Genomic DNA, 19142 nt, shown 5'->3' with positions numbered 1-19142 from the left:
ATCGAGTTCCACGAACCCCGAATCGGATGGATCTGCTGAGCTAGACCGGTCCCGGATCGACGTCTGATCCGGGACCGTCCTGGGCATGGCTCGCCCTGCAAGCGCTTACTCCCCGTCGTTAACTTCCAGACGGTTGGTGAGCCACTTGCGCAGGTCAGGGCCATATTCGCCGCTGTTCAGTGCGGTGTCGACGGCGGCACGAAGGTAGCCCCCGGGATTGCCCAAGTCGTGCCTCGTTCCACGGTGAACCACGACATGCACCGGATGGCCTTCGTCGATCATCAAAGCGATTGCATCTGTCAGTTGTAACTCACCGCCGGCACCGGGCTGGATGCGACGAAGTGCGTCGAAGATTTTCCGGTCTAGAAGATAGCGGCCGGCCGCGGCCAACGTGGAAGGGGCATCGGCAAGTTGAGGCTTCTCGACCATGCCGAGCACCTTCATCACGTCCGGATCGGCGATACCTGACACCTCCTCGACGTGGAATATCCCGTAGGAGCCCACCTGTGTCTTCGGGACGTCGATCGCACACAACACGGTCCCGCCATGTTCTGCGCGTACCTGAGCCATCGTCTCCAAGATCCCGGATGGCTGGACGAGGTCGTCGGGTAAGAGAACCGCGATGGCGTCCTCATCATCGGCCAGCGACGGCTCTGCACATCCGACGGCGTGGCCGAGTCCCAACGGACGATCTTGCACGACGGATGAAACCTCGAGCAGCTTCGGCGCTCGGCGGACCTTTTCGAGCAGGTGGTGCTTGCCTTTGGTCTCAAGGTGGTCTTCGAGAACGAGATCCTCAACAAAGTGAGCCACCACGCCGTCCTTGCCAGGTGCCGTGACGATGATCAGCCGTGATGCCCCTGAGTCGGCGGCCTCGCAGGCAACCAACTCGATGCCAGGTGTGTCGACCACCGGCAGGAGTTCCTTTGGAACAGTCTTGGTCGCGGGTAGGAAACGAGTTCCCATTCCCGCTGCTGGCACTACCGCGGTGCGGAATGCCGTGTGTGCCCCCACATTTCCTTCCATTGTGGAACCTCGCCTCCCCAGTCGAGTTGTGAAAGTTGTCCGGTACCCGAGGTTTCCGGGAAAGCGTGGCACCCAGAATCGATGTGATATACATCTCACTCGAAGTAGGTTTACGCCGGTGAGCGCAACTTTGACCGAACTTCGCTATCGGAGTCTATGGGTGATTGCCGAAGTGCGCGAATCGGAGGAGGCAGTGAAAGTGATGGACGGACAACCTTATTCCTACCGAAAGGGATCCGGGAGGCGTAATACTGTGCCTTGGGGTACCGCAAAGATGTAGCGATGTTACGAGGGTTGAGTTCAATGAACTGGTCGTGCGTTCAAGCTGCCGATGTGGGTAAGTAACGTTACAGTCTCATTCAGGGATGTCGAGGCTGAGAAGCGTTAGGCGTCCGGGTAGGTGCAAGCTTGAGTTTTTGTTTGGTCGTGCATGGCGTGGGATCCGTGGCCGGGGAGGGTTGCGAGCCCACTTCACTGCCCATCAAGTGAAGTAGTGCATGTCTCGGGGAGGGGACAACGATGAGGGTGAATCCGTGGTGACCGCGGTGGGCGAGAAGCGGAATGCCGCTTCGGAATTCGAGACGGCGGGCGCAAGCTCGGGCTTCGTCAGCAGTGGCGCCGACCCATCGTCGACTCGGAGGGCGTGGCAGTCCGGGTACGTACGTCGCTTGTTCTGGACTGATGCCGCCGTCGTAGTGGTGTCTGTCTTGCTGGCGCATGTAGTGCGGTTTGGCCATGAGAATCTGTTGACGATGGACCCGATCAGCACGCTCAACTACACGCTCATATCGGCGGGGCTTGCCGTTACATGGCTCGTAAATCTCCGGGTGTTCCGTACGCGTTCATGCCGCGTGATCGGAGCCGGGTACGACGAGTATCAGCGGGTTGTTACGAGCACTCTTCGCCTTTTCGGGTTCATCGCGATCGTGGCCCTGGTCTTCCGCTTGGAGCTCGCGCGGGGATACTTGGCGATCGCGTTACCCGTAGGCTTGACTGGCTTGCTGATCAGCCGCTGGATTTGGCGAAAGGCAGTGGCCCGGAAGCGGCGTCGAGGTGAATTTACGACATCTGTGCTGGTGGTGGGCGGTGCTCAAGCTGTGCGACATTTGGGTCGAACATTTGAGCGGACGCACACCGACGGCTACCACGTTGTGGGAGTCTGCGTGCCCGCCTACTCTGGCGCGGTCGGCGATGAGATCGACGTCGATGGACGGAAGGTGCCGATCTTCGGTGACGAGCACTCAGTGATAGAGGCATTGACTGCTTCAGGTGCTGACACAGTTGCAGTGACCGCGACAGAGACATTAGGACACGAAGGCATCAAGGATTTGGTGTGGAGCCTTGAACCGTACAATGCGGATCTAGTTGTAGCTACGGGCGTGGTCGATGTATCCAACCCTCGTCTTGAAATGCGTCCGGTTGCAGGCCTTCCCTTGCTTCATGTGGAGAAGCCGAGCTATCACGGTGCCAAGCGCAGCGGTAAGCGACTTTTCGATCTGGCCTTCTCGGCAGCCGCACTGCTGGTCCTCGCGCCGGTCTTCGCGGTTGTCGCCCTGGCTATCAGGCTGGACAACAAAGGACCTGTATTCTATCGGGCCGAGCGGATCGGTCTGGACGGCAATCCGTTCGGGATGATCAAGTTCCGGTCGATGGTGACCGATGCGGACACGATGGTTCAGTCGTTGCTGTTGCAGAACGAAGGAGCCGGCCTGCTTTTCAAGATGCGGGAGGATCCGCGCGTGACGCGGGTTGGCCGCGTACTTCGGAGATTCAGTATCGACGAGTTGCCGCAGTTCATCAACGTTCTGCGCGGAGAGATGAGTGTGGTGGGCCCCCGTCCGCCGTTGCGCCGCGAAGTCGAGAACTACGACGGTCGTGTTAAGCGTCGGCTACTGGTGCGGCCGGGAGTGACTGGTCTATGGCAGGTAAGCGGCCGTTCCGATCTATCGTGGGATGAGTCCGTGCGACTGGATTTGTCCTATGTGGAGAACTGGTCGATGGTTTCTGATGTGTTGATTATCGGGAAGACTATGAAGGCTGTTCTCGCCAAGGATGGCGCGTACTAAACAGTCGAGTGAAATGGCCGATACGGCCCCCGGTGAACGGAGTTGAGCTGCCAGCATCGAGAGCAGGCCGATTCGACAGGACTGCGATGATCCGGGCGGGAACAGGCTGGGCAGCACAACCACTCGACAGATCAAGTGCAGAAGAAGATCTGATCTAACCACGACGTGGCGATCTATCCGATCTCATCATGAGAGTGAAGAAGTAGGACTGGAACCCTGGCCATGAGCTGTCGTATCGCTGTATTCGGAACCGGTTACTTGGGAGCGACTCACGCGGCCTGCATGGCCGCACTCGGACATGAAGTCCTCGGTGTGGATGTCGACGTCGCCAAGCTCGCAAAGTTGGAGGCCGGTGAAGTGCCCTTTTTCGAACCGGGCCTCGAAGGCGTCCTCAAGAGCAGTCTCGAATCGGGAAGGCTACGCTTCACATCCTCATACGAGGAAGCCGCCGATTTCGCGGACATCCACTTCATCGGGGTCGGAACGCCCCAAAGGAGGGGTGACTTTGGAGCGGACTTATCCCACGTCGACGCGGTTATAGAGAAACTGGCTCCCCTAATTCGCAAGCCCTCGGTAATCTTCGGCAAATCGACAGTGCCGGTAGGAACCGCTCGCCGACTTGGCAGACGCGTCCGCGAGTTAGCCCCCGTCGGAGAGCACGCTGAAGTCGCATGGAATCCCGAGTTTTTGCGTGAGGGCTTCGCAGTCCAGGACACTCTCCACCCTGACCGGCTTGTACTCGGTCTTGACCCCAGTGCTCCTGGCAGGGCAGAGGAAGTTGCGCGGGAAATATACGCGAAGCTAATCGATGAGGGAATTCCCTTTCTGGTGATGGATCTCGCAACGGCAGAATTGGTCAAGACTGCGGCAAATGCCTTCCTTGCCACCAAGATTTCATTCATCAACGCCATGGCTGAGGTTTGTGAGGCAGCAGACGCTGACGTGGCTGTACTCGCAGATGCGATCGGGCGCGATGAGCGCATAGGACGACGATTTCTCAAAGCCGGGGTCGGGTTCGGTGGAGGCTGCTTACCAAAAGATATCCGTGCGTTCATGTCCCGCGCGGGAGAACTTGGCGCAGACCAGGCGCTGACGTTTCTCCGCGAGGTCGACAATATCAACATGAGACGCCGCAGCCGGATGGTTGAGATGACGCGAGAATTTGTCGAGGGGCGACTACTCGGTGCGCGTGTTGCTGTGCTGGGTGCAGCCTTCAAGCCTGACTCCGACGATGTCAGAGACTCTCCGGCACTAAACATCGCCGGGCAGATTCAGCTGCAGGGGGCGTCGGTTTCGGTATTTGATCCGAAAGCCATGGAAAACTCTAAGAAAATCTTCCCCACCCTGACGTATGCAGAATCGGCCATTGCCGCCTGTACCGGGGCGGACGTCATTCTTGTGTTAACTGAGTGGGCAGAATTTAGGAAGCTCCTGCCAGGCGACCTTGAAGACGTGGTTCGACGAACGAAGATCATCGATGGCAGAAACTGTCTCGATGCCCGTACTTGGCGTGATGCAGGCTGGGACTACTGGGGTATGGGTCGACGCTAGCCAAGAGCTCTCCGCCAAACTGTTGGGGACGCTGTCATTTGTGGAGAATTCAATACTTGAAGGTGAAGGGAACAAACGGTGACCGTAGGACTGCTTGACACATCATATGAGTCCGATAATGACGGGGATGGCATCATCGTGGGGTCGATCATTGATCACTACCCGTTTCTTTCCTCGCTGCAGCGTTTCCCCACCCATCGACGTCCCAATCGGGGCGAGCGGAAGTCGATCGCACAGTGCGACGCTCTGGTCGTGACCGGTACGAATATCCTCACGTCGAAAATGTGGCGCGACCGACAGTGGAAAATGTCGCTGAGAGATCAGCAGATTTTACGCGACCGAGTGATATTTTTAGGTGTCGGTTGGAGACAATACCAGCCGAAACCCACCAGGTTTAATTCCGAAATAATTCGGAGGCTAGTGCACCCTGGATTGCCAGTCGCGGTACGCGACGCGTACACGCAAAGCCGGCTGGAATCGTTGGGGATTCGATCAATCAATACCGGATGCCCGACCATGTGGGCGTTGCCAGCGGAGCTGCCGGCATTGGGGCGGTCTGCAGAATGTGTTTTCACGTTGACTTCTTATAGCCCTGATAGTAGCCATGATTGCAACCTACTTAAATCCCTCAGCTCAAAATATGATGCAGTCCATATCTGGGCTCAGGGCGACTGGGACGAGCGCAATCTACAGAATATGGAATTGCCAGCCAATGCGTTCGTGCTTGAACGGGGAATTCCAGCATTAAGCCGCGCCCTTGTCGAGCGCGACTATGTTGGCACAAGGTTGCACGCAGGAATCAGGGCGGCGCAGTTGGGCCGTCCCAGCCTCGTAGTTGCCGTCGACAATCGAGCGATAGAGATCGGGCGCGATACCGGGTTTCCAGTAGTTGCGCGGAGAGACGGACTGATTGCATTCGAGGAAGCCATTGAGAAGTACTCATGTAATCCGGTAGACCTTCGTATTCCGCACGAGAGCATTTCTAGATGGGACTCTGAATTCAAAAAATGGCTTCACGGCCTGGCGAGTAGGGACATCAAGCTGGGTATTCATGATGCGGGGATCAGTGAATGAATGTTCGTGCTCAGCCCATTTTGGGTCTTGCAGGCAAAGCGATCCGAAAAGGAACCCTGTTGGCGACGTCAACGTGGTGGTGTTACCGGCTCAAACGGATCGGCGTCGAACTCGGAAGTAACGTAACGATCATCGGCAGGCCGATCGTTTCCGTCTACCCGGGATCCACCGTGACGATTGGCAGTAACGTTGTGCTGTGCAGTGACTCTCGTTCGACGGCGTTGGGCGTATCAAAGCCGGTCACTATACGCACCTTGGCGAAGGGTGCCACAATCAGCATAGGAAATGACGTTGGAATGAGCGGCACTGTCATTTGTGCTGCGAAGGCGGTCCGAATCGGCACTGCGTGTCTATTTGGTGCGGACGTTACGGTCGCAGATACGAACTTCCATCCGATCGCGCCATCCATGGGGCGGCGGTATGCGCCGATTCCTAAGTCGGAAGAAACAGACGCTATAGAGATCGGAAACGACGTTTTTCTCGGTGCGGGTTCCCACATCCTCAAGGGTGTAGCCATAGGTGATGGCTCGGTAGTCGGGGCAAAAAGCCTCGTAACACGGAGCGTCCCTGAAGGTTCGATCGTAGCGGGAAATCCAGCGGCGATCATCGGGTCAGTTGGAGACACACGATGAGGATTGGACTTGCTGGACCGATCTCGTTAGAGATCTTGCGGGAGTATCTGCCCACTTCCGGAGCCGAAATATCTACATATTCGTTTCCTTACATTGGGGAATTAGCGCGTGCATACCTTCAAGCCGGACACGAGGTAGATGTTTTTACGAGCTCCGTCGTGGTCGACAAGCCCGTCGTAATCGAGGGGCGGAAACTTCGTGTGCACATTGGAAGGCGACGCGAGTCTGCGCGCCAGCGAGGGCTGGACTTCTTTAAACTCGAACGAGCCGACCTAGCGGGTTTGATGGCTGGCTCTAACCCAGACGTAATTCATGCGCACTGGCTATACGAATTTGCGAAGTCGGCACTCGATGTTCAACCGGATTCATTGATTACTGCGCATGATTCGCCCCTGTCAATAATCAGGCACTATAAGCACCCGTATTGGTGGCTGCGAGGGGCGCTGGGTCTCTCCTCGCTCGCCAAGGCGAAGAATCTGACGGCGGTCTCGCCGAGCCTGGTTAGTGAGATATCGAAAATCTTAGTCAAATCGCCTAACGTCACCGTTATTCCAAATGGGATAGAAATACCTTCCCTAACTTCGGGCACGAGTGCTCAGCCAAGGCGCAACTTCACTTTCGCATCAATAGCGAATGGATTCGACTCGCGAAAGAACACGGCGGCGGCCATTAAAGCGTATTCAATCGTGAGGAAATCGGTGCCTTCCGCCAAGCTGATGATGTTTGGGGTAGGGCATGGGCCAGGTGAGGATGCGTATTTGTGGGCTGCCGAGAACGGTCTTGCTACAGGGGTGGAATTTATCGGCGCAACTCCGCACGAGAAGTTGCTCAGCAGTTTGGTGCAGGGTGTGGATGTTCTGGTGCATACGAGTAGGTGGGAAGCGTGCAGTATGGCCATACTCGAGGCGCAAGCCCGTGGCGTTCCGGTGGTCGGAGGCGAGCGCAGCGGTGGCGTGCCTTACACGCTCGGCGGCGGCAGGTGGGGTCGGCTCGTGAACATCGATAGTCCCGACGACATTGCGACGGCAATGAAAGATCTCGTCAACGACGACGTGATGTATCAGCGTCTCAGCCGCGATGCTGCGTGCGAGACAGGCCGGGAGTTCGACTTCCGTTCTGTGGTTCAGCGGTACCTGCTGCTGCTCGAGACCATCGCAGATACGAGGGGTGCGCATGATGGACGCTAAGAAGGTGGCCGGCGTGGAGGTAAAGAAGATATCAGTCCTCATGACGACGCATAACCGGGTCGAGACGACATTGCAGTGCCTTCGGACATTAGATGCTCTTGTAATTCCCGATGGCATCGAGATAACGCCAGTTGTTGTCGATGCGGGAAGCATCGATGGCACCTTAATGAGGGTTCAGGAAGAGTTTCCCGAGGCAACCGCAGTCGGCGTTTCAAAGGATATCTTCTGGGCTCAGGGGATGCGGACCGCGTGGGAACTTGCGCAGAAGTTGGACTACGACTACATCCTGTGGCTCAATGACGATGTAGAACTTTACCCGGACGCGTTGACAAACCTATTTGCCGAACTTTCTGATGCACCGGGGATTGCAGTTGGCACTGTTGTGGATCCCGATTCGAAAGAACTGACCTACTCCGGATTCCGACAGCGATCGCGGATGCGGCCATTCAAACTCGAACTTGTCGATCCTCGAAACAGCGACGGACGCTGTGTGACGCTCAATGGAAACGTTGTTCTAGTACCCGCCTCTATCGACCGCTCGTTGGGAGGGTTTCCTGACGGCTATATTCATGCGATGGCGGACTTGGCCTTCGGTTTTGAGGCGACAAAGATGGGAATCCCTATCAAACTAACTGGAGCGCCCGTAGGTCAGTGTAGTCGTAACGAGACCCGTGGTACCTGGGTTGATGACAAATTGGAGATGAGAGACCGATTCACCAAGGTGAAGGGGCCGAAGGCGCTTCCGACCGCAGTGTGGTTCAGGTTCTGCATGCGGTACGGAGGTGTGGTGGGCCCGCTTTGCTTCGCGAGCCCCTACTTGCGAATTCTGTCGGCAGCGCTTTCCCCGAGCACGGTGACCACTCGAATTAGAACGAAGATGGGGTACCGGCATGGCTGAGTCGCTGATTGCACTGATCGGAGCGCTGGCATGCTACCTGCTCGGTGTGATGGTTGTGATCCGCTGGCCTCAGGTGGGGTTCGGAGCGATTGCTCTGTTCATGGCGACGGCGTGGCACATTCCGCAGTGGCCGTCGGTCCTAAACTTTCTGGGACTATCCGCTTCGGTGCCGGACTTTCTTTGCGCAGTTCTCGCGACGGCGATGTTGGTGACGGCGGTGCCGTCGGGCAGTCGGTTGTCGTCCCGTGGCATCAAGATCGCCGTCCAGGTTTTCCTTGCGATGCTGGTCTTCTCGGTTGTGCGCGGGCTCTGGTACTTCGGATTCGCGTCAGCGCTGAACGAAGTCCGTCCGTGGCTCTACATCGTGATAATCACGGTTTGGACGGTCCGCACACTCGTAGATCATGACGAGGGACAGCGTTGGGCGCAAGCCTGGATCATATATTCCGGCGTGCTTGTGATGTTTGTGGGCCTAATCAACGTCGCACAATTTGGCCTCGGCAGCGCAAGTACCGCAGTGCGCTCGTCATCTGGGGATATCCTTGAGGCTGGCCGGCCAATTACATCTGGACAGGCTGTGGCTCTCGCGGCGTGCGTAGTGGTTTCGTTATGGACCTGGCGGGCCACTAAAAGACGACTCTATCTGCCTTTGTCGCTTGGGGCGGCTATCTGTGTGGTCGTTGCCCAGCATCGATCCGTATGGGTGGCCCTAGCTGCGGCGCTGGTGGTGTCTCTCTTGGCCATTGAGGTTCACCACCGACTAGTGACGATTTTCGCGACGTGCGTCGGTGCGGTGAGCATCATTCTACTGTCGAATGGGGGCCTTCTAGGTCAAATCCCCGACTTGTTGTCGAGTTCTGCCAGTGACAGTAGAACATATGCTGGACGTGTTTACGATTGGTTAGTACTCATAAACCGAAGCGTTAGATCGGGTCCGCAGACCATAATTTTCGGCTTCCCGTCGGGCACGGGGTGGTGGCGCTACCGTGAAGATGGGCTCCGGATTGGCTACATACCGCATAACTGGTACGTCGCGACCTATCTCCGTGTGGGTATCGTTGGTCTCGTAGGCATGCTGGCAATCGCATGGATCGCGATCGTTCGGAACTGGAAGGCACCGCTAAACGGCGCCAACTTGTCGCTCATCGCGTTGATACTCGTGTACGGTTGGGCATACAATTTCCAGTGGTACCTGGCTCCTTTACTTGGGGTTATCATCTGGAGTTCCTTCTTCAAGGGGGCGAGGATTTCGAACCCCTCCGCGCCCTCCCGACCAATGCGACACGACCAAATAGGAATTTCTGCCGCCGCCGGTGGCCGAAATGAATAAGGTTCAAAGGCTTGCCTCTGGCATGGCTTGGAATTACGGCTCCCAGGTGGGAACAGCGTGTGCGCAGTTCTTTTACGCTGCCGTCACATCAAGGCTTGTGTCATCCAGTGGGTTTGGTGCATACGCGATTGCGCTAACCGTGGCCGGATTGATCACAGTAGTTTCGAACGGCGGGCTTGGTCAGTCCGTGGGACGGATGACAAGTCTTGATACGTCAGCGTTAAAAGGGTTGAGCCTCTACGCGTTGATACTGGGCGTTGTGGCTGGCAGCTTCATGTTCCTGAGCGCGGACTTATGGTCCGCATTGTGGGGCTACGCGGACGCAGCGCCATTGATCGCTTGGCTGAGCGTGTCCGCGCTGTTTGCGCCCCACCTGGGCATGACTTCGGGGTTCATTCGGCGTGAAGGACGTTTCAGAACGCTCGCTTTCGCCACTTTCTCGACCAATCTTCTTGGGATGGCTCTGGGGCTTGCCATAGTTGTGCAGGATGAGAGCGGAATAGGCCTGATCGCTTCGCCAATCATTGCGCAACTTGGACTCTGGATCACGCTGACTGCGCTAACACGCGGTCAGTTACTTCGAGTCGGAGCATTTAAGTCTGCACGGTCAGATATCGGATTCAGCTGGGGAATCACATTATCGAGTGTCCTCTCCTATCTGGCAAATAACCTCGGAAAGTGGTCAGTCTCAAGATGGGTCGGCACAGCGGCTCTTGGCCAATGGAACCGTAGTGACGTCGTTACGACGGTCCCTTTTTTCCAGATGCAGACTGCAATTATCCAAGTCGTGTATCCCGAATTTAGGCATGATCGGGTCGATAGCACGCGAGCACGCACAGTCTGGCCCGACCTGCTGGCGCTTGTCGCCTGGGTGACGGTTCCAGCGGGTTACGTGGGTGCGGTACTTCTGCCGGTGGTCGTCCCGATTCTGTTCGGGCCCGGATGGGAGCAAGCCGCGGTGTTTGCTTCGATTTTGTCGGTTGTCTGCGGGATCCAGGCGGTCACTACGGTTCTAGGAAGTGCGGTCGAGGCGCTCGGAAAGTTCAAATGGATTTGGTCATCTCAGGTAATTATGATCTGTATTCAGATTGTTGCGGTTATGGCCACGATTTACAGCCGCTCTGCGGTTCCGGCCATTATCGCACTCGGGGTGGTCGCGGTTGCTCGGCAGATATGGTATGTGACGCTCTGCCATCGGGCGGGATATATCGACGCAGAACGCCTCTATCGGCATTACACATACGTACTGATCGGAAGTCTTGCAGCCGCTCTCGTCGCGCAATTATTCGTGAAGTCTGCTGGCAGCATCATGATCCTGGTTCCGACGCTCACCGTCATTGCTGGAGCGGCAACTTTATATAGATTCAAGGAAAGGTTCCCTCCGGTGGTGATACTACGTAGCTACGGTGTTTTTCGAAAACGAGAAAGCAGAGTCAGCGCAGATTGGCCAGAGGTTCCTGCCGTCGCGAAGTCTGAGAAATGAGCGGGGCTGAAATGGAATACCCTTACTCCTCCGAAGACGCGCCGCTGGTACGAGTGGGCAAGGTGCCGTTCACCGTGTCTAACCTCGACGACGCAACGAAATCTGTAATTTCGTTTGCAACAAATCGAGTTGGAATTCCTATTCGCCTGGCAAACGCATATTGTGTCGCACTTGCGGTCGATGACAGTTCTTATTGCTCGATCTTTCAGGGCGTCGGGATCACATACCCTGACGGCGCGCCGGTATCTTGGTTTATGCGTCGGCGAAATACTCTTGCACGAACAGTACGTGGACCTGACCTATTCTGTAGTGTCCTGGACGCCGGGCAGGCTCTCAATATTCGGCACTTCTTCTACGGAACGACAGAGAAAACGCTTTGCGCCTTGCGGGATGTCGTTGCGGATAAGTACCCCGGTGCCATTTGGTCTGGCATGTTTGCACCGCCTTTCGGTGCGGTCACTGAAGCGCTCATTGATGAAGCGGAAGAAAGGATCAACCGAGCAAATCCCGACATAGTTTGGGTTGCTCTTGGTACTCCGAAGCAAGATCAAATTGCTGCACTTCTTGCCCACCGTATTGATATCCCCTGTATTGGAGTGGGAGCTGCGTTCGATTTCCTCGCCGGCACAGTTAAGCAAGCGCCGGGATGGATACGCGGAACTGGGTTTGAGTGGGTTTATAGGCTAGCGAGAGAGCCGAAGCGGTTATGGCGACGGTATCTCATTGGAAATCCAAAGTTTCTGTACTCCGCCGTATTCCAGAGCAAGACTATTCCGGATTCTCTGGACCGTGCAAAAGGGAAGATTTGGGAATGAAGTCAATCATTCGATATCTGCTCCGCAGGATTTCAGTCCGCGAAAACGTTACCTACGATTCAACGCTACATGTTGGGCCCGGTTCGGTGATCTGGGCACCCTCGAAGCTCGAAATTGGGACGAGTGTATACGTCGGAAAGCACGTCACGATACAGGTTGACGGGGAGATCGGTGACGGGGTGTTGTTCGCGAACGGCTCAGGTGTTGTGGGCAAAAGGGACCATGATTATGAACAGGTTGGTACCACTGTGCGCGACTCGAGTTGGGTTGGCGATGAGCCACGGTTGTCGTCGTTTACCAAAATAGGGTCGGATGTGTGGATTGGTTTTAACGCGGTCGTGTATTCAGGTGTCAGTATAGGGAATAGCAGCGTGGTGGCAGCTGGAGCAGTGGTCACATCGGATGTGCCTTCGAATTCGATTGTCGCAGGGTCGCCGGCTCGGGTGATTCGGAACCGCTTCAGTGATGATGATCTCCTGAGGCATTGGAGTGCTCTGCGTAGCCAGGGCGTGCGATGGATCGGATCAGAGGCAGGACCACGGGGAGAGGGTGGCGAGTGATGAAGAATGTCGGGATTATCCATCCATGGATGCCGCAATATCGGAAAGGCTTCTTTGAAGAACTATCTAGAATATTGCTGGAGAACGAGATTTCTCTTGATATATTTTATGGTGAAACTCCTCTGGAGTGGGCCGCCCGGAATGATTCTCTTACTCCTGACGAAATGGTTAGGCTGCCGACGAAGTTCTTCGGTGTGCTTGGGAGGAACCTGAGCTACAAGAGACTTGATTCTGTCAAGGATAGGGGAAAATTTGACCTGCTGATCCTAGAGCAGGCAATTCGAAATCTTGAGACGTATGCGCTTCTAGTGCCTCCTAAGTCGTTCGCGAAGCTTGGGTTTTGGGGGCATGGAAGGACCTACACTGCGCCGAAAAGCAGGTTCGAGGAACGACTGAAGGAAAAGCTGACTCTTCGGGCGGATTGGTTCTTCGGCTATACCCACGGCGGAGTCCAAACAATGGTCGACAAAGGATTTCCGAGCAATCGAACTACGGTGGTCCAAAACTCGATCGACACCGCATCTTTGCGCAGAGATCTTGATGATCTATCCGAGCTCGACGTGGCAGAGTTCAGGAAGTCCTTGGATCTGAGCGAGAACACTTTTGTGTACATCGGTGGGATCGATGAAGCTAAGAGAATTCCGTTCTTGCTGGATGCGGCGCATGAATTGCACTCGCGGCACGAATCTTTTCGTCTTGTTCTTGTAGGCGACGGATCTATGTCTGAAGTCGTTCGCGACTCCGCAACTAAGTTCCCATGGATTAGATATTTAGGGAATCAATTCGGTACGCAGAAGGCGTTGGCGTTGAAAGCTTCGAAAGCTCTTCTCATTCCGGGTCGGGTGGGCCTGATTGCAGTGGATAGCCTCGCGTCTGGGACGCCAATCGTGACAACCGACTGGCCCTTTCATGCGCCTGAGTTTGAGTACCTTGAACCTGGTACCACTGCTGTCGTGTCCAGGGATGATCTCGGCGCGTTCTGTGCGGCTGTGAGCGGGTTGATTGATGATCCATCGGTTGCTGATCGGATGTCGGAAAATTGTTTGTCCGAGTCCAAAGGATTCACTACTGAACTTATGGCGGCGCGCTTCGCGACGGGAATTGAAAAGGCCTTGATGGGATGAGGAGTGCGTGCGCTCGGGAGATGGGAATGGTTCAGTGAGGGTACTCGCGATCTCGTTTGTCACCAAGCCGGGCCACGGGAGTGAGGGCGGTGTGGGATGGAGTTTTTTGCGTGAATCTGCGTTGGCGATGTCGGGCATTTCGGGTGGTGCCATCGACTTTGTCTACGATGAGAGGGACAACGTGGAAGTGCGGCGAGCGATTTCGGAGGAAGACTGGGCAGAGACGGTTTCGCTCCATCCAGTTTCATTGTCGGATCGTGCGTTCAAAACCTACGGTGATTCGAGAACGCGCACTAGCTACCTCAGGTGGATTCCTCGTGCCAAAGCCGTGATGGGCGAATTGGTTAGGCTAAATAACTACTCCGCGGCTCACCAATTTACATTTGCAACCGCCAGCCTGCCCCCATTGTTGCCGAGGATTTCTGGCCCTAGAGTTTGGGGCCCTGTCGCAGTTCCGCATAAACCCGTGCATGAATGGAACGGCAGGTCCTCGCTCCGAGAGCGTACGAGTGTTGTCGCAGGGAAGGCTAACAGCCAGCTATTCAGTAGGAGCGCAGACCGCATTGTCTGTCAGAATGACGCTACTTTCGATTTCATGCGTCGATCTGGCGCGGAAGTGGTTCTCGAACCTAATATTGTCGTTGAGCCGAGAGCGCGGCTAGAGCATGATCCAAGACGCCTGGTTCTTTCAGGTGGGTTGATTAACCGTAAGAGGCCATGGCTTGCGGTGGAAGCGCTTAATAGTCCAGCGTTGCGGGATTATCGATTGGACATATTGGGCGATGGCCCGTTGCGTAAGGATCTTGAATCATACGTCCGGCTCGAACGGCTTTCGTCGCGCGTCACGTTTCATGGTCGTGTGTCGCATGCCTCTGCGATTGAGTATGTCGCTACCGCGGGGGCCCTCCTGCTGCCCTCACGGCGCGAGGGTGCCCCTTGGGTAGTTGGTGAGGCGGCAGCATGCGGTACTCCGAGCGTGGTTTTTAGCGATAGCGGCGCTGCCACAATCGTTCGATTGTCCGGAAATTTAGGTGCTGTGGTGGCTTCTTCCGCAGACCGCGGCTCGAATATCAATCGCTTTCGAAATGGAATCTTCGAGGTGGGGGAATCGTCAAATTGGCAACCCACGCGACGGTGGTCGCGGACACGATTAGGACCGTTCCTGCGGAATATATGGAGTTGATTAGCGGGGCGGGGTGGAAATTTGGTTTAGGTGGGCGTTTAAAATCATATTGTTGAGGTTGCTAGTTCAAGTTGCCTCCGCACTTAGAGGCGGTTGGCCCTGCGTTCATGTGAAGTCGGGTACAAAGGAGTGAGTGTGAAGCGAGCATTAATTACAGGGATCACGGGCCAGGATGGTTCGTATTTGGCTGAACTGCTGTTGTCGAAAGGCTACGAGGTTCACGGATTGATTCGCCGGTCGTCGACCTTCAACACGTCACGGATCGACCACATGTACGTTGATCCCCATGATTCAGATGCAAGATTATTCCTGCATTATGGGGATCTGAGTGACGGCGCACGTCTCGTGACTTTGCTTTCGCAAATCGAGCCTGACGAAGTTTACAACCTGGGTGCGCAGTCCCATGTGCGTGTGAGCTTCGACGAGCCGGAGCACACTGGGAATACAACGGGTATTGGTTCGATTCGGTTGCTCGAGGCAGTTCGCCTTGCGGGCATTGAATGTCGGTATTACCAGGCATCAAGTTCGGAAATGTTTGGTGCTACCCCTCCGCCACAGAATGAAGAGACCCCGTTTTATCCGCGTTCACCATACGGTGCTGCGAAGGTCTACTCTTACTGGGTAACCAAGAATTATCGTGAGGCGTATGGTCTCTTTGCGGTGAACGGGATTCTTTTCAACCACGAATCTCCGCGTCGTGGTGAGACCTTCGTGACGCGGAAGATCACGCGAGCCGTGGCGCGGATCAAGGCCGGAGTTGAGAAGAACTTGTACATGGGCAATCTGGATGCGGTTCGTGACTGGGGCTATGCTCCCGAATACGTTGAGGGCATGTGGAGGATGCTTCAGGCGGAGGAGCCTGACGATTACGCCCTAGCGACGGGCCAGCCCTATTCAGTGCGCGATTTCCTCCAGGTTGCGTTCGAACACGCTGGTTTGAACTGGGAAGACCACGTGAAGTTCGATGAGCGATACCTCCGTCCGACAGAGGTCGACGCACTGATCGGCGACGCGAGCAAGGCGCAAGAGAAGCTTGGCTGGAAGGCGAGAGTCCACACCCCTGAGCTTGCACGCATCATGGTTGACGCTGACATCGAAGCGCTAACCCACGAGGGACGTCCATGGATCGATAAGCCGACCCATCCGGATTGGGAGATTCTGTGATGCCTGAGCCTTTTGTTCCCGGACCGCTGGATCGAGCGGGGCCTTTTTATGTCGCTGGGCACCGCGGGCTCGTAGGCGGGGCGATTTGGAGATGTCTGAAGGCAGAGGGTTTTCAGAACCTGATAGGCAAGTCGTCGAGTGAGTTGGACTTGCGTGACCGCGACGCAGTGTTCGCGTTCTTCGCTGAGAACCAACCGCTCAATGTGATACTTGCGGCGGCCAAAGTCGGTGGGATCCTCGCAAATAGCACATATCCGGTCGACTTCCTTTCGGAGAACATGCGGATCCAGGTGAACGTTCTCGATGCTGCACGCGAGCATGGAACTCAGCGCCTGCTGTTTCTTGGCTCGTCCTGTATCTATCCAAAACTCGCACCACAGCCAATCAAAGAGGAATATCTCCTCACCGGCCACCTCGAGCCGACAAACGATGCGTACGCGATCGCAAAGATTGCTGGAATTCTTCAGGTGCAGGCAGTTCGCCGACAATATGGGTTGCCCTGGATTTCTGCGATGCCCACGAACCTGTATGGTCCCGGCGACAACTTCTCGCCCGAAGGGTCGCACGTACTGCCGGCGCTCATCAGACGCTTTGACGAGGCACGACGAGACGGGGTCGACACCGTCACAAACTGGGGGACAGGGACTCCTCTTCGCGAGTTCCTGCACGTCGATGACATGGCTTCGGCCTGCTTACACCTGATGGAGCACTACGACGGCGCTGAGCAAGTGAATGTTGGCACAGGCGAGGACCAGACGATCAGGGAGATCTCTCAGATCGTTGCCGAAGAGGTGGGCTACTCGGGAGAGATCGAGTGGGATACTAGTAAGCCCGACGGAACGCCCAGGAAACTATTGGACGTCTCCAAACTGCGTGAATCGGGTTGGACGCCAAGTATCGACCTTCGTACGGGTATCGCCTCCACAATCACCTGGTACCGCGAGAACGTCGACGCGATCAGGACCTAGCGGTTGGAGAACCTGAATCCCCTGGCCGCGCGATTGGCCCCGCGACCAGGGGTTCAGTGGTAGTGGTCTACCTTGCCGGCACTGAACGGTCAGTCGCAGACCGGAACATTTGTGTTGATCGTCGGTTCGTCGACCAGTGGTTGTATGGGTACACGCGCAGCACCCGGAGCGGTTGGTTCAGAAAGCTGGAACACGACCTCGACAGTCTCGCCTTGTGAAACCGGTATCTGCGCGTTGAACATTGGATGGCCACGTTCGGTGCTATTGAAGACGAATGCGGAAATACCATTCACTTTTGCCTCGCGGAGTTTAGCTCCTTGCGTTGCTAATAGAGCAAGATCCGTGAGATTTGTTCCAAACTCGGTCCGGGAACGGCTGTCGTACGTTCCAGCAACATATTTCGTATGCTCCCCGCTCGGCAGTGCATTTGTGAGGCGGACCGTTACAGTCGATTCGCGCACATCTTGCTCGCACGTGCCTGCAGAGTATTCGATCTCTCGCTGGAGGTAGTAGTCAAGCTTATTGCCGCCGAGATTATTTATCACCACTCCTGCGTACGGCGCCGGATCGTCCGGGACTACGTGGCCAAGTGCAGTACCGGCGAGGACCTCTTGTTCCTGGGGTACTGAACTCCAAACTGCAAGTCGACCTTCGTTTGCCGCACGTCCGAGTGCTTCGAGAAGCGCCTGTGGCCTTGAGATGCTGCCGGTGAGTTTCTCAACCACTGTTTTGGCAACTAGCTCAAGATACGCCTTGCGTGCAGCCTGGTCATCACCAAAACGGGTATATGCGGTTGATTCGGTCAACTCCACAACGTTGTCTGCGGTGATCTTCTCGCCGGTCGGAAGCGTGACGTCGCCTACGACCTCCAGTACATAGCTCAATGCCACCGGGTCTGTCGCAATCGCGCCGTCCACGCGCTCGCCAGTTTCCTGCTGCCACATCGACTGCCAGATCTGGCCCGCGTACGGGAAGTGTGAACTGACATTGCTGTTGCGGAAATCCTGGGTGGCGCGGCTGTGTCCGTAGGCTTGTTTGAAGTCTGGCCCAAGGTCGATAGGGTTGTAGTCGACTCTGAACTCGCGGTTACTCGCGACGTCGTCAATGGTCACGGCACCATCATTGGCTTGCGCGACGGCAAAGCCGCCAAGCAACCCGCCAGTCCCACGCGCCTCCGCGTTGGTCTGGAACCCGATGAAATAACTGCGCGGACCATCCGCACCCAGCATCGCCGGCGCGATCTGAGCGGCGGTCGACGTATTATTCAGCAGCCCAGACAATTCGGACACTTGGCTTTGAAGGTCGAGGCGCGCGTCGTCGATCAGGCCGAGATAGGTGCTGTCGACTGCTTGGGCCTGCGCATCGAGGTCGGTGGCCGCCGCGGAAGTGGTCTCGAGCACCGGAGCAGCATCGCGAAGAGCCGCGAGATTGATGCGCGCACCGCCGAGAATCAACTGATCCGGCGACACTGCACTGCCCGCGTCGACCGCGGGAAGCAATACATCGCGTGTGAGACCGCTCACAATTGTGGTCATTTGCCGGGTGGTGTCGAACGGGCTGCCCAACCATGGGACGGCACCGGCGACGCGCCACGGGAACGAATCGACCGACCCCTGCGCGTCCTGGGCGTAACGGTCGGCGTCGCCGGCCGCGCGCGTTGCTGTTTCTGTATCACCTGACAACAACGCATCTTTGGCTTGCATCGCGAAGTCCTGCGCCTTCTCGAGGCTCGACTTCGCCTGGAGTCCTTCGTATCCGAGCCACCCTACGAATCCGACTACCGCGAGAACGCCGACACCGCAGCCGATCTGCACGCGACGCCGCTTCTTGCGGCGTGCTGCGATCTCCTCGTCGGACAGGCGTCGCCGCACCTTGCGTCTACGCTGACCTGACGAATCTGACTCACCGGTAACATTGTTCACGCGGCCTGTGCCCCCTTCGTGTTCTCCCGCCGAGACGATAACCGACTTCGAGTTGGCCGTCCGTTCAAGTGGTGAGCCTCCGTAACCATAGATACACTTTGTGCGGTTGATCGTGGCAATGGTGTTGGGAGGCACTGTTCGCGATCTGTCGGGGCGGAT

Annotated in this window: 16 protein-coding genes; 14 read left to right on the top strand and 2 right to left on the bottom strand. The window is 56.4% G+C overall.

Annotation, left to right across the window (positions count from 1 at the left end):
- Positions 1–105 precede the first annotated feature (105 nt).
- Positions 106–1026 carry a UTP--glucose-1-phosphate uridylyltransferase gene (locus tag MWU77_RS06790; protein ID WP_247273253.1) on the bottom strand — a complete coding sequence of 307 codons (921 nt, stop codon included), beginning with the start codon at positions 1024–1026 and terminating at the stop codon, positions 106–108.
- A 533-nt stretch (positions 1027–1559) separates the two neighbouring features.
- Here MWU77_RS06790 and MWU77_RS06785 point away from each other — a divergent pair.
- From MWU77_RS06785 to MWU77_RS06730, 14 genes are all read left to right on the top strand, one after another.
- Positions 1560–3092, top strand: coding sequence for a sugar transferase (locus MWU77_RS06785; RefSeq protein ID WP_374229819.1), 1533 nt, complete (start codon positions 1560–1562; stop codon positions 3090–3092).
- 222 nt (positions 3093–3314) lie between these two features.
- Complete coding sequence (locus MWU77_RS06780) at positions 3315–4643, top strand: UDP-glucose/GDP-mannose dehydrogenase family protein (protein WP_247273252.1); 1329 nt, start codon at positions 3315–3317, stop codon at positions 4641–4643.
- A gap of 78 nt (positions 4644–4721) precedes the next feature.
- The gene (locus MWU77_RS06775; RefSeq protein WP_247273251.1) at positions 4722–5717 is read left to right on the top strand and encodes a polysaccharide pyruvyl transferase family protein; all 996 of its coding nucleotides are present in this window, start codon (positions 4722–4724) and stop codon (positions 5715–5717) included.
- Positions 5714–6349: a DapH/DapD/GlmU-related protein gene (locus MWU77_RS25095; protein ID WP_374229818.1), complete on the top strand. Its 636-nt coding sequence runs from the start codon at positions 5714–5716 to the stop codon at positions 6347–6349. The genes MWU77_RS06775 and MWU77_RS25095 overlap by 4 nt, the downstream gene beginning before the upstream one ends.
- Entirely contained in the window at positions 6346–7536 is a 1191-nt protein-coding gene (locus MWU77_RS06770; protein ID WP_247273250.1) for a glycosyltransferase family 4 protein, read from the top strand. Before MWU77_RS25095 ends, MWU77_RS06770 begins: the two co-directional genes overlap by 4 nt.
- Positions 7523–8434 carry a glycosyltransferase family 2 protein gene (locus MWU77_RS06765; protein ID WP_247273249.1) on the top strand — a complete coding sequence of 304 codons (912 nt, stop codon included), beginning with the start codon at positions 7523–7525 and terminating at the stop codon, positions 8432–8434. The genes MWU77_RS06770 and MWU77_RS06765 overlap by 14 nt, the downstream gene beginning before the upstream one ends.
- Complete coding sequence (locus MWU77_RS06760; RefSeq protein WP_247273248.1) at positions 8427–9764, top strand: O-antigen ligase; 1338 nt, start codon at positions 8427–8429, stop codon at positions 9762–9764. Before MWU77_RS06765 ends, MWU77_RS06760 begins: the two co-directional genes overlap by 8 nt.
- The gene (locus MWU77_RS06755) at positions 9757–11247 is read left to right on the top strand and encodes an oligosaccharide flippase family protein (RefSeq protein WP_247273247.1); all 1491 of its coding nucleotides are present in this window, start codon (positions 9757–9759) and stop codon (positions 11245–11247) included. The genes MWU77_RS06760 and MWU77_RS06755 overlap by 8 nt, the downstream gene beginning before the upstream one ends.
- Positions 11244–12062, top strand: a complete 819-nt coding sequence (locus tag MWU77_RS06750; protein ID WP_247273246.1) for a WecB/TagA/CpsF family glycosyltransferase — start codon at positions 11244–11246, stop codon at positions 12060–12062. The genes MWU77_RS06755 and MWU77_RS06750 overlap by 4 nt, the downstream gene beginning before the upstream one ends.
- Positions 11954–12622, top strand: coding sequence for a DapH/DapD/GlmU-related protein (locus MWU77_RS06745; protein WP_308198772.1), 669 nt, complete (start codon positions 11954–11956; stop codon positions 12620–12622). The genes MWU77_RS06750 and MWU77_RS06745 overlap by 109 nt, the downstream gene beginning before the upstream one ends.
- Entirely contained in the window at positions 12622–13746 is a 1125-nt protein-coding gene (locus MWU77_RS06740) for a glycosyltransferase family 4 protein (protein ID WP_247273436.1), read from the top strand. Before MWU77_RS06745 ends, MWU77_RS06740 begins: the two co-directional genes overlap by 1 nt.
- A 127-nt stretch (positions 13747–13873) precedes the next feature.
- The gene (locus MWU77_RS25090; protein WP_374229833.1) at positions 13874–14929 is read left to right on the top strand and encodes a glycosyltransferase family 4 protein; all 1056 of its coding nucleotides are present in this window, start codon (positions 13874–13876) and stop codon (positions 14927–14929) included.
- Between the two features lie 135 nt (positions 14930–15064).
- A complete protein-coding gene (gene gmd, locus MWU77_RS06735) occupies positions 15065–16093 on the top strand; it encodes a GDP-mannose 4,6-dehydratase (protein ID WP_247273244.1) in 1029 nt (342 codons plus the stop codon).
- A complete protein-coding gene (locus MWU77_RS06730) occupies positions 16093–17061 on the top strand; it encodes a GDP-L-fucose synthase (protein WP_247273243.1) in 969 nt (322 codons plus the stop codon). The genes gmd and MWU77_RS06730 overlap by 1 nt, the downstream gene beginning before the upstream one ends.
- An 89-nt stretch (positions 17062–17150) precedes the next feature.
- Here MWU77_RS06730 and MWU77_RS06725 read toward each other — a convergent pair whose 3' ends face one another.
- Positions 17151–18983: a DUF4012 domain-containing protein gene (locus tag MWU77_RS06725; protein WP_247273242.1), complete on the bottom strand. Its 1833-nt coding sequence runs from the start codon at positions 18981–18983 to the stop codon at positions 17151–17153.
- Between the last annotated feature and the right edge of the window lie 159 nt (positions 18984–19142).

It is taken from the genome of Rhodococcus sp. F64268 (assembly GCF_023015605.1).
In the GTDB taxonomy this organism is placed as follows: Bacteria; Actinomycetota; Actinomycetes; order Mycobacteriales; family Mycobacteriaceae; genus Rhodococcus.
This window is presented reverse-complemented; position numbering and strand designations above follow the sequence as displayed.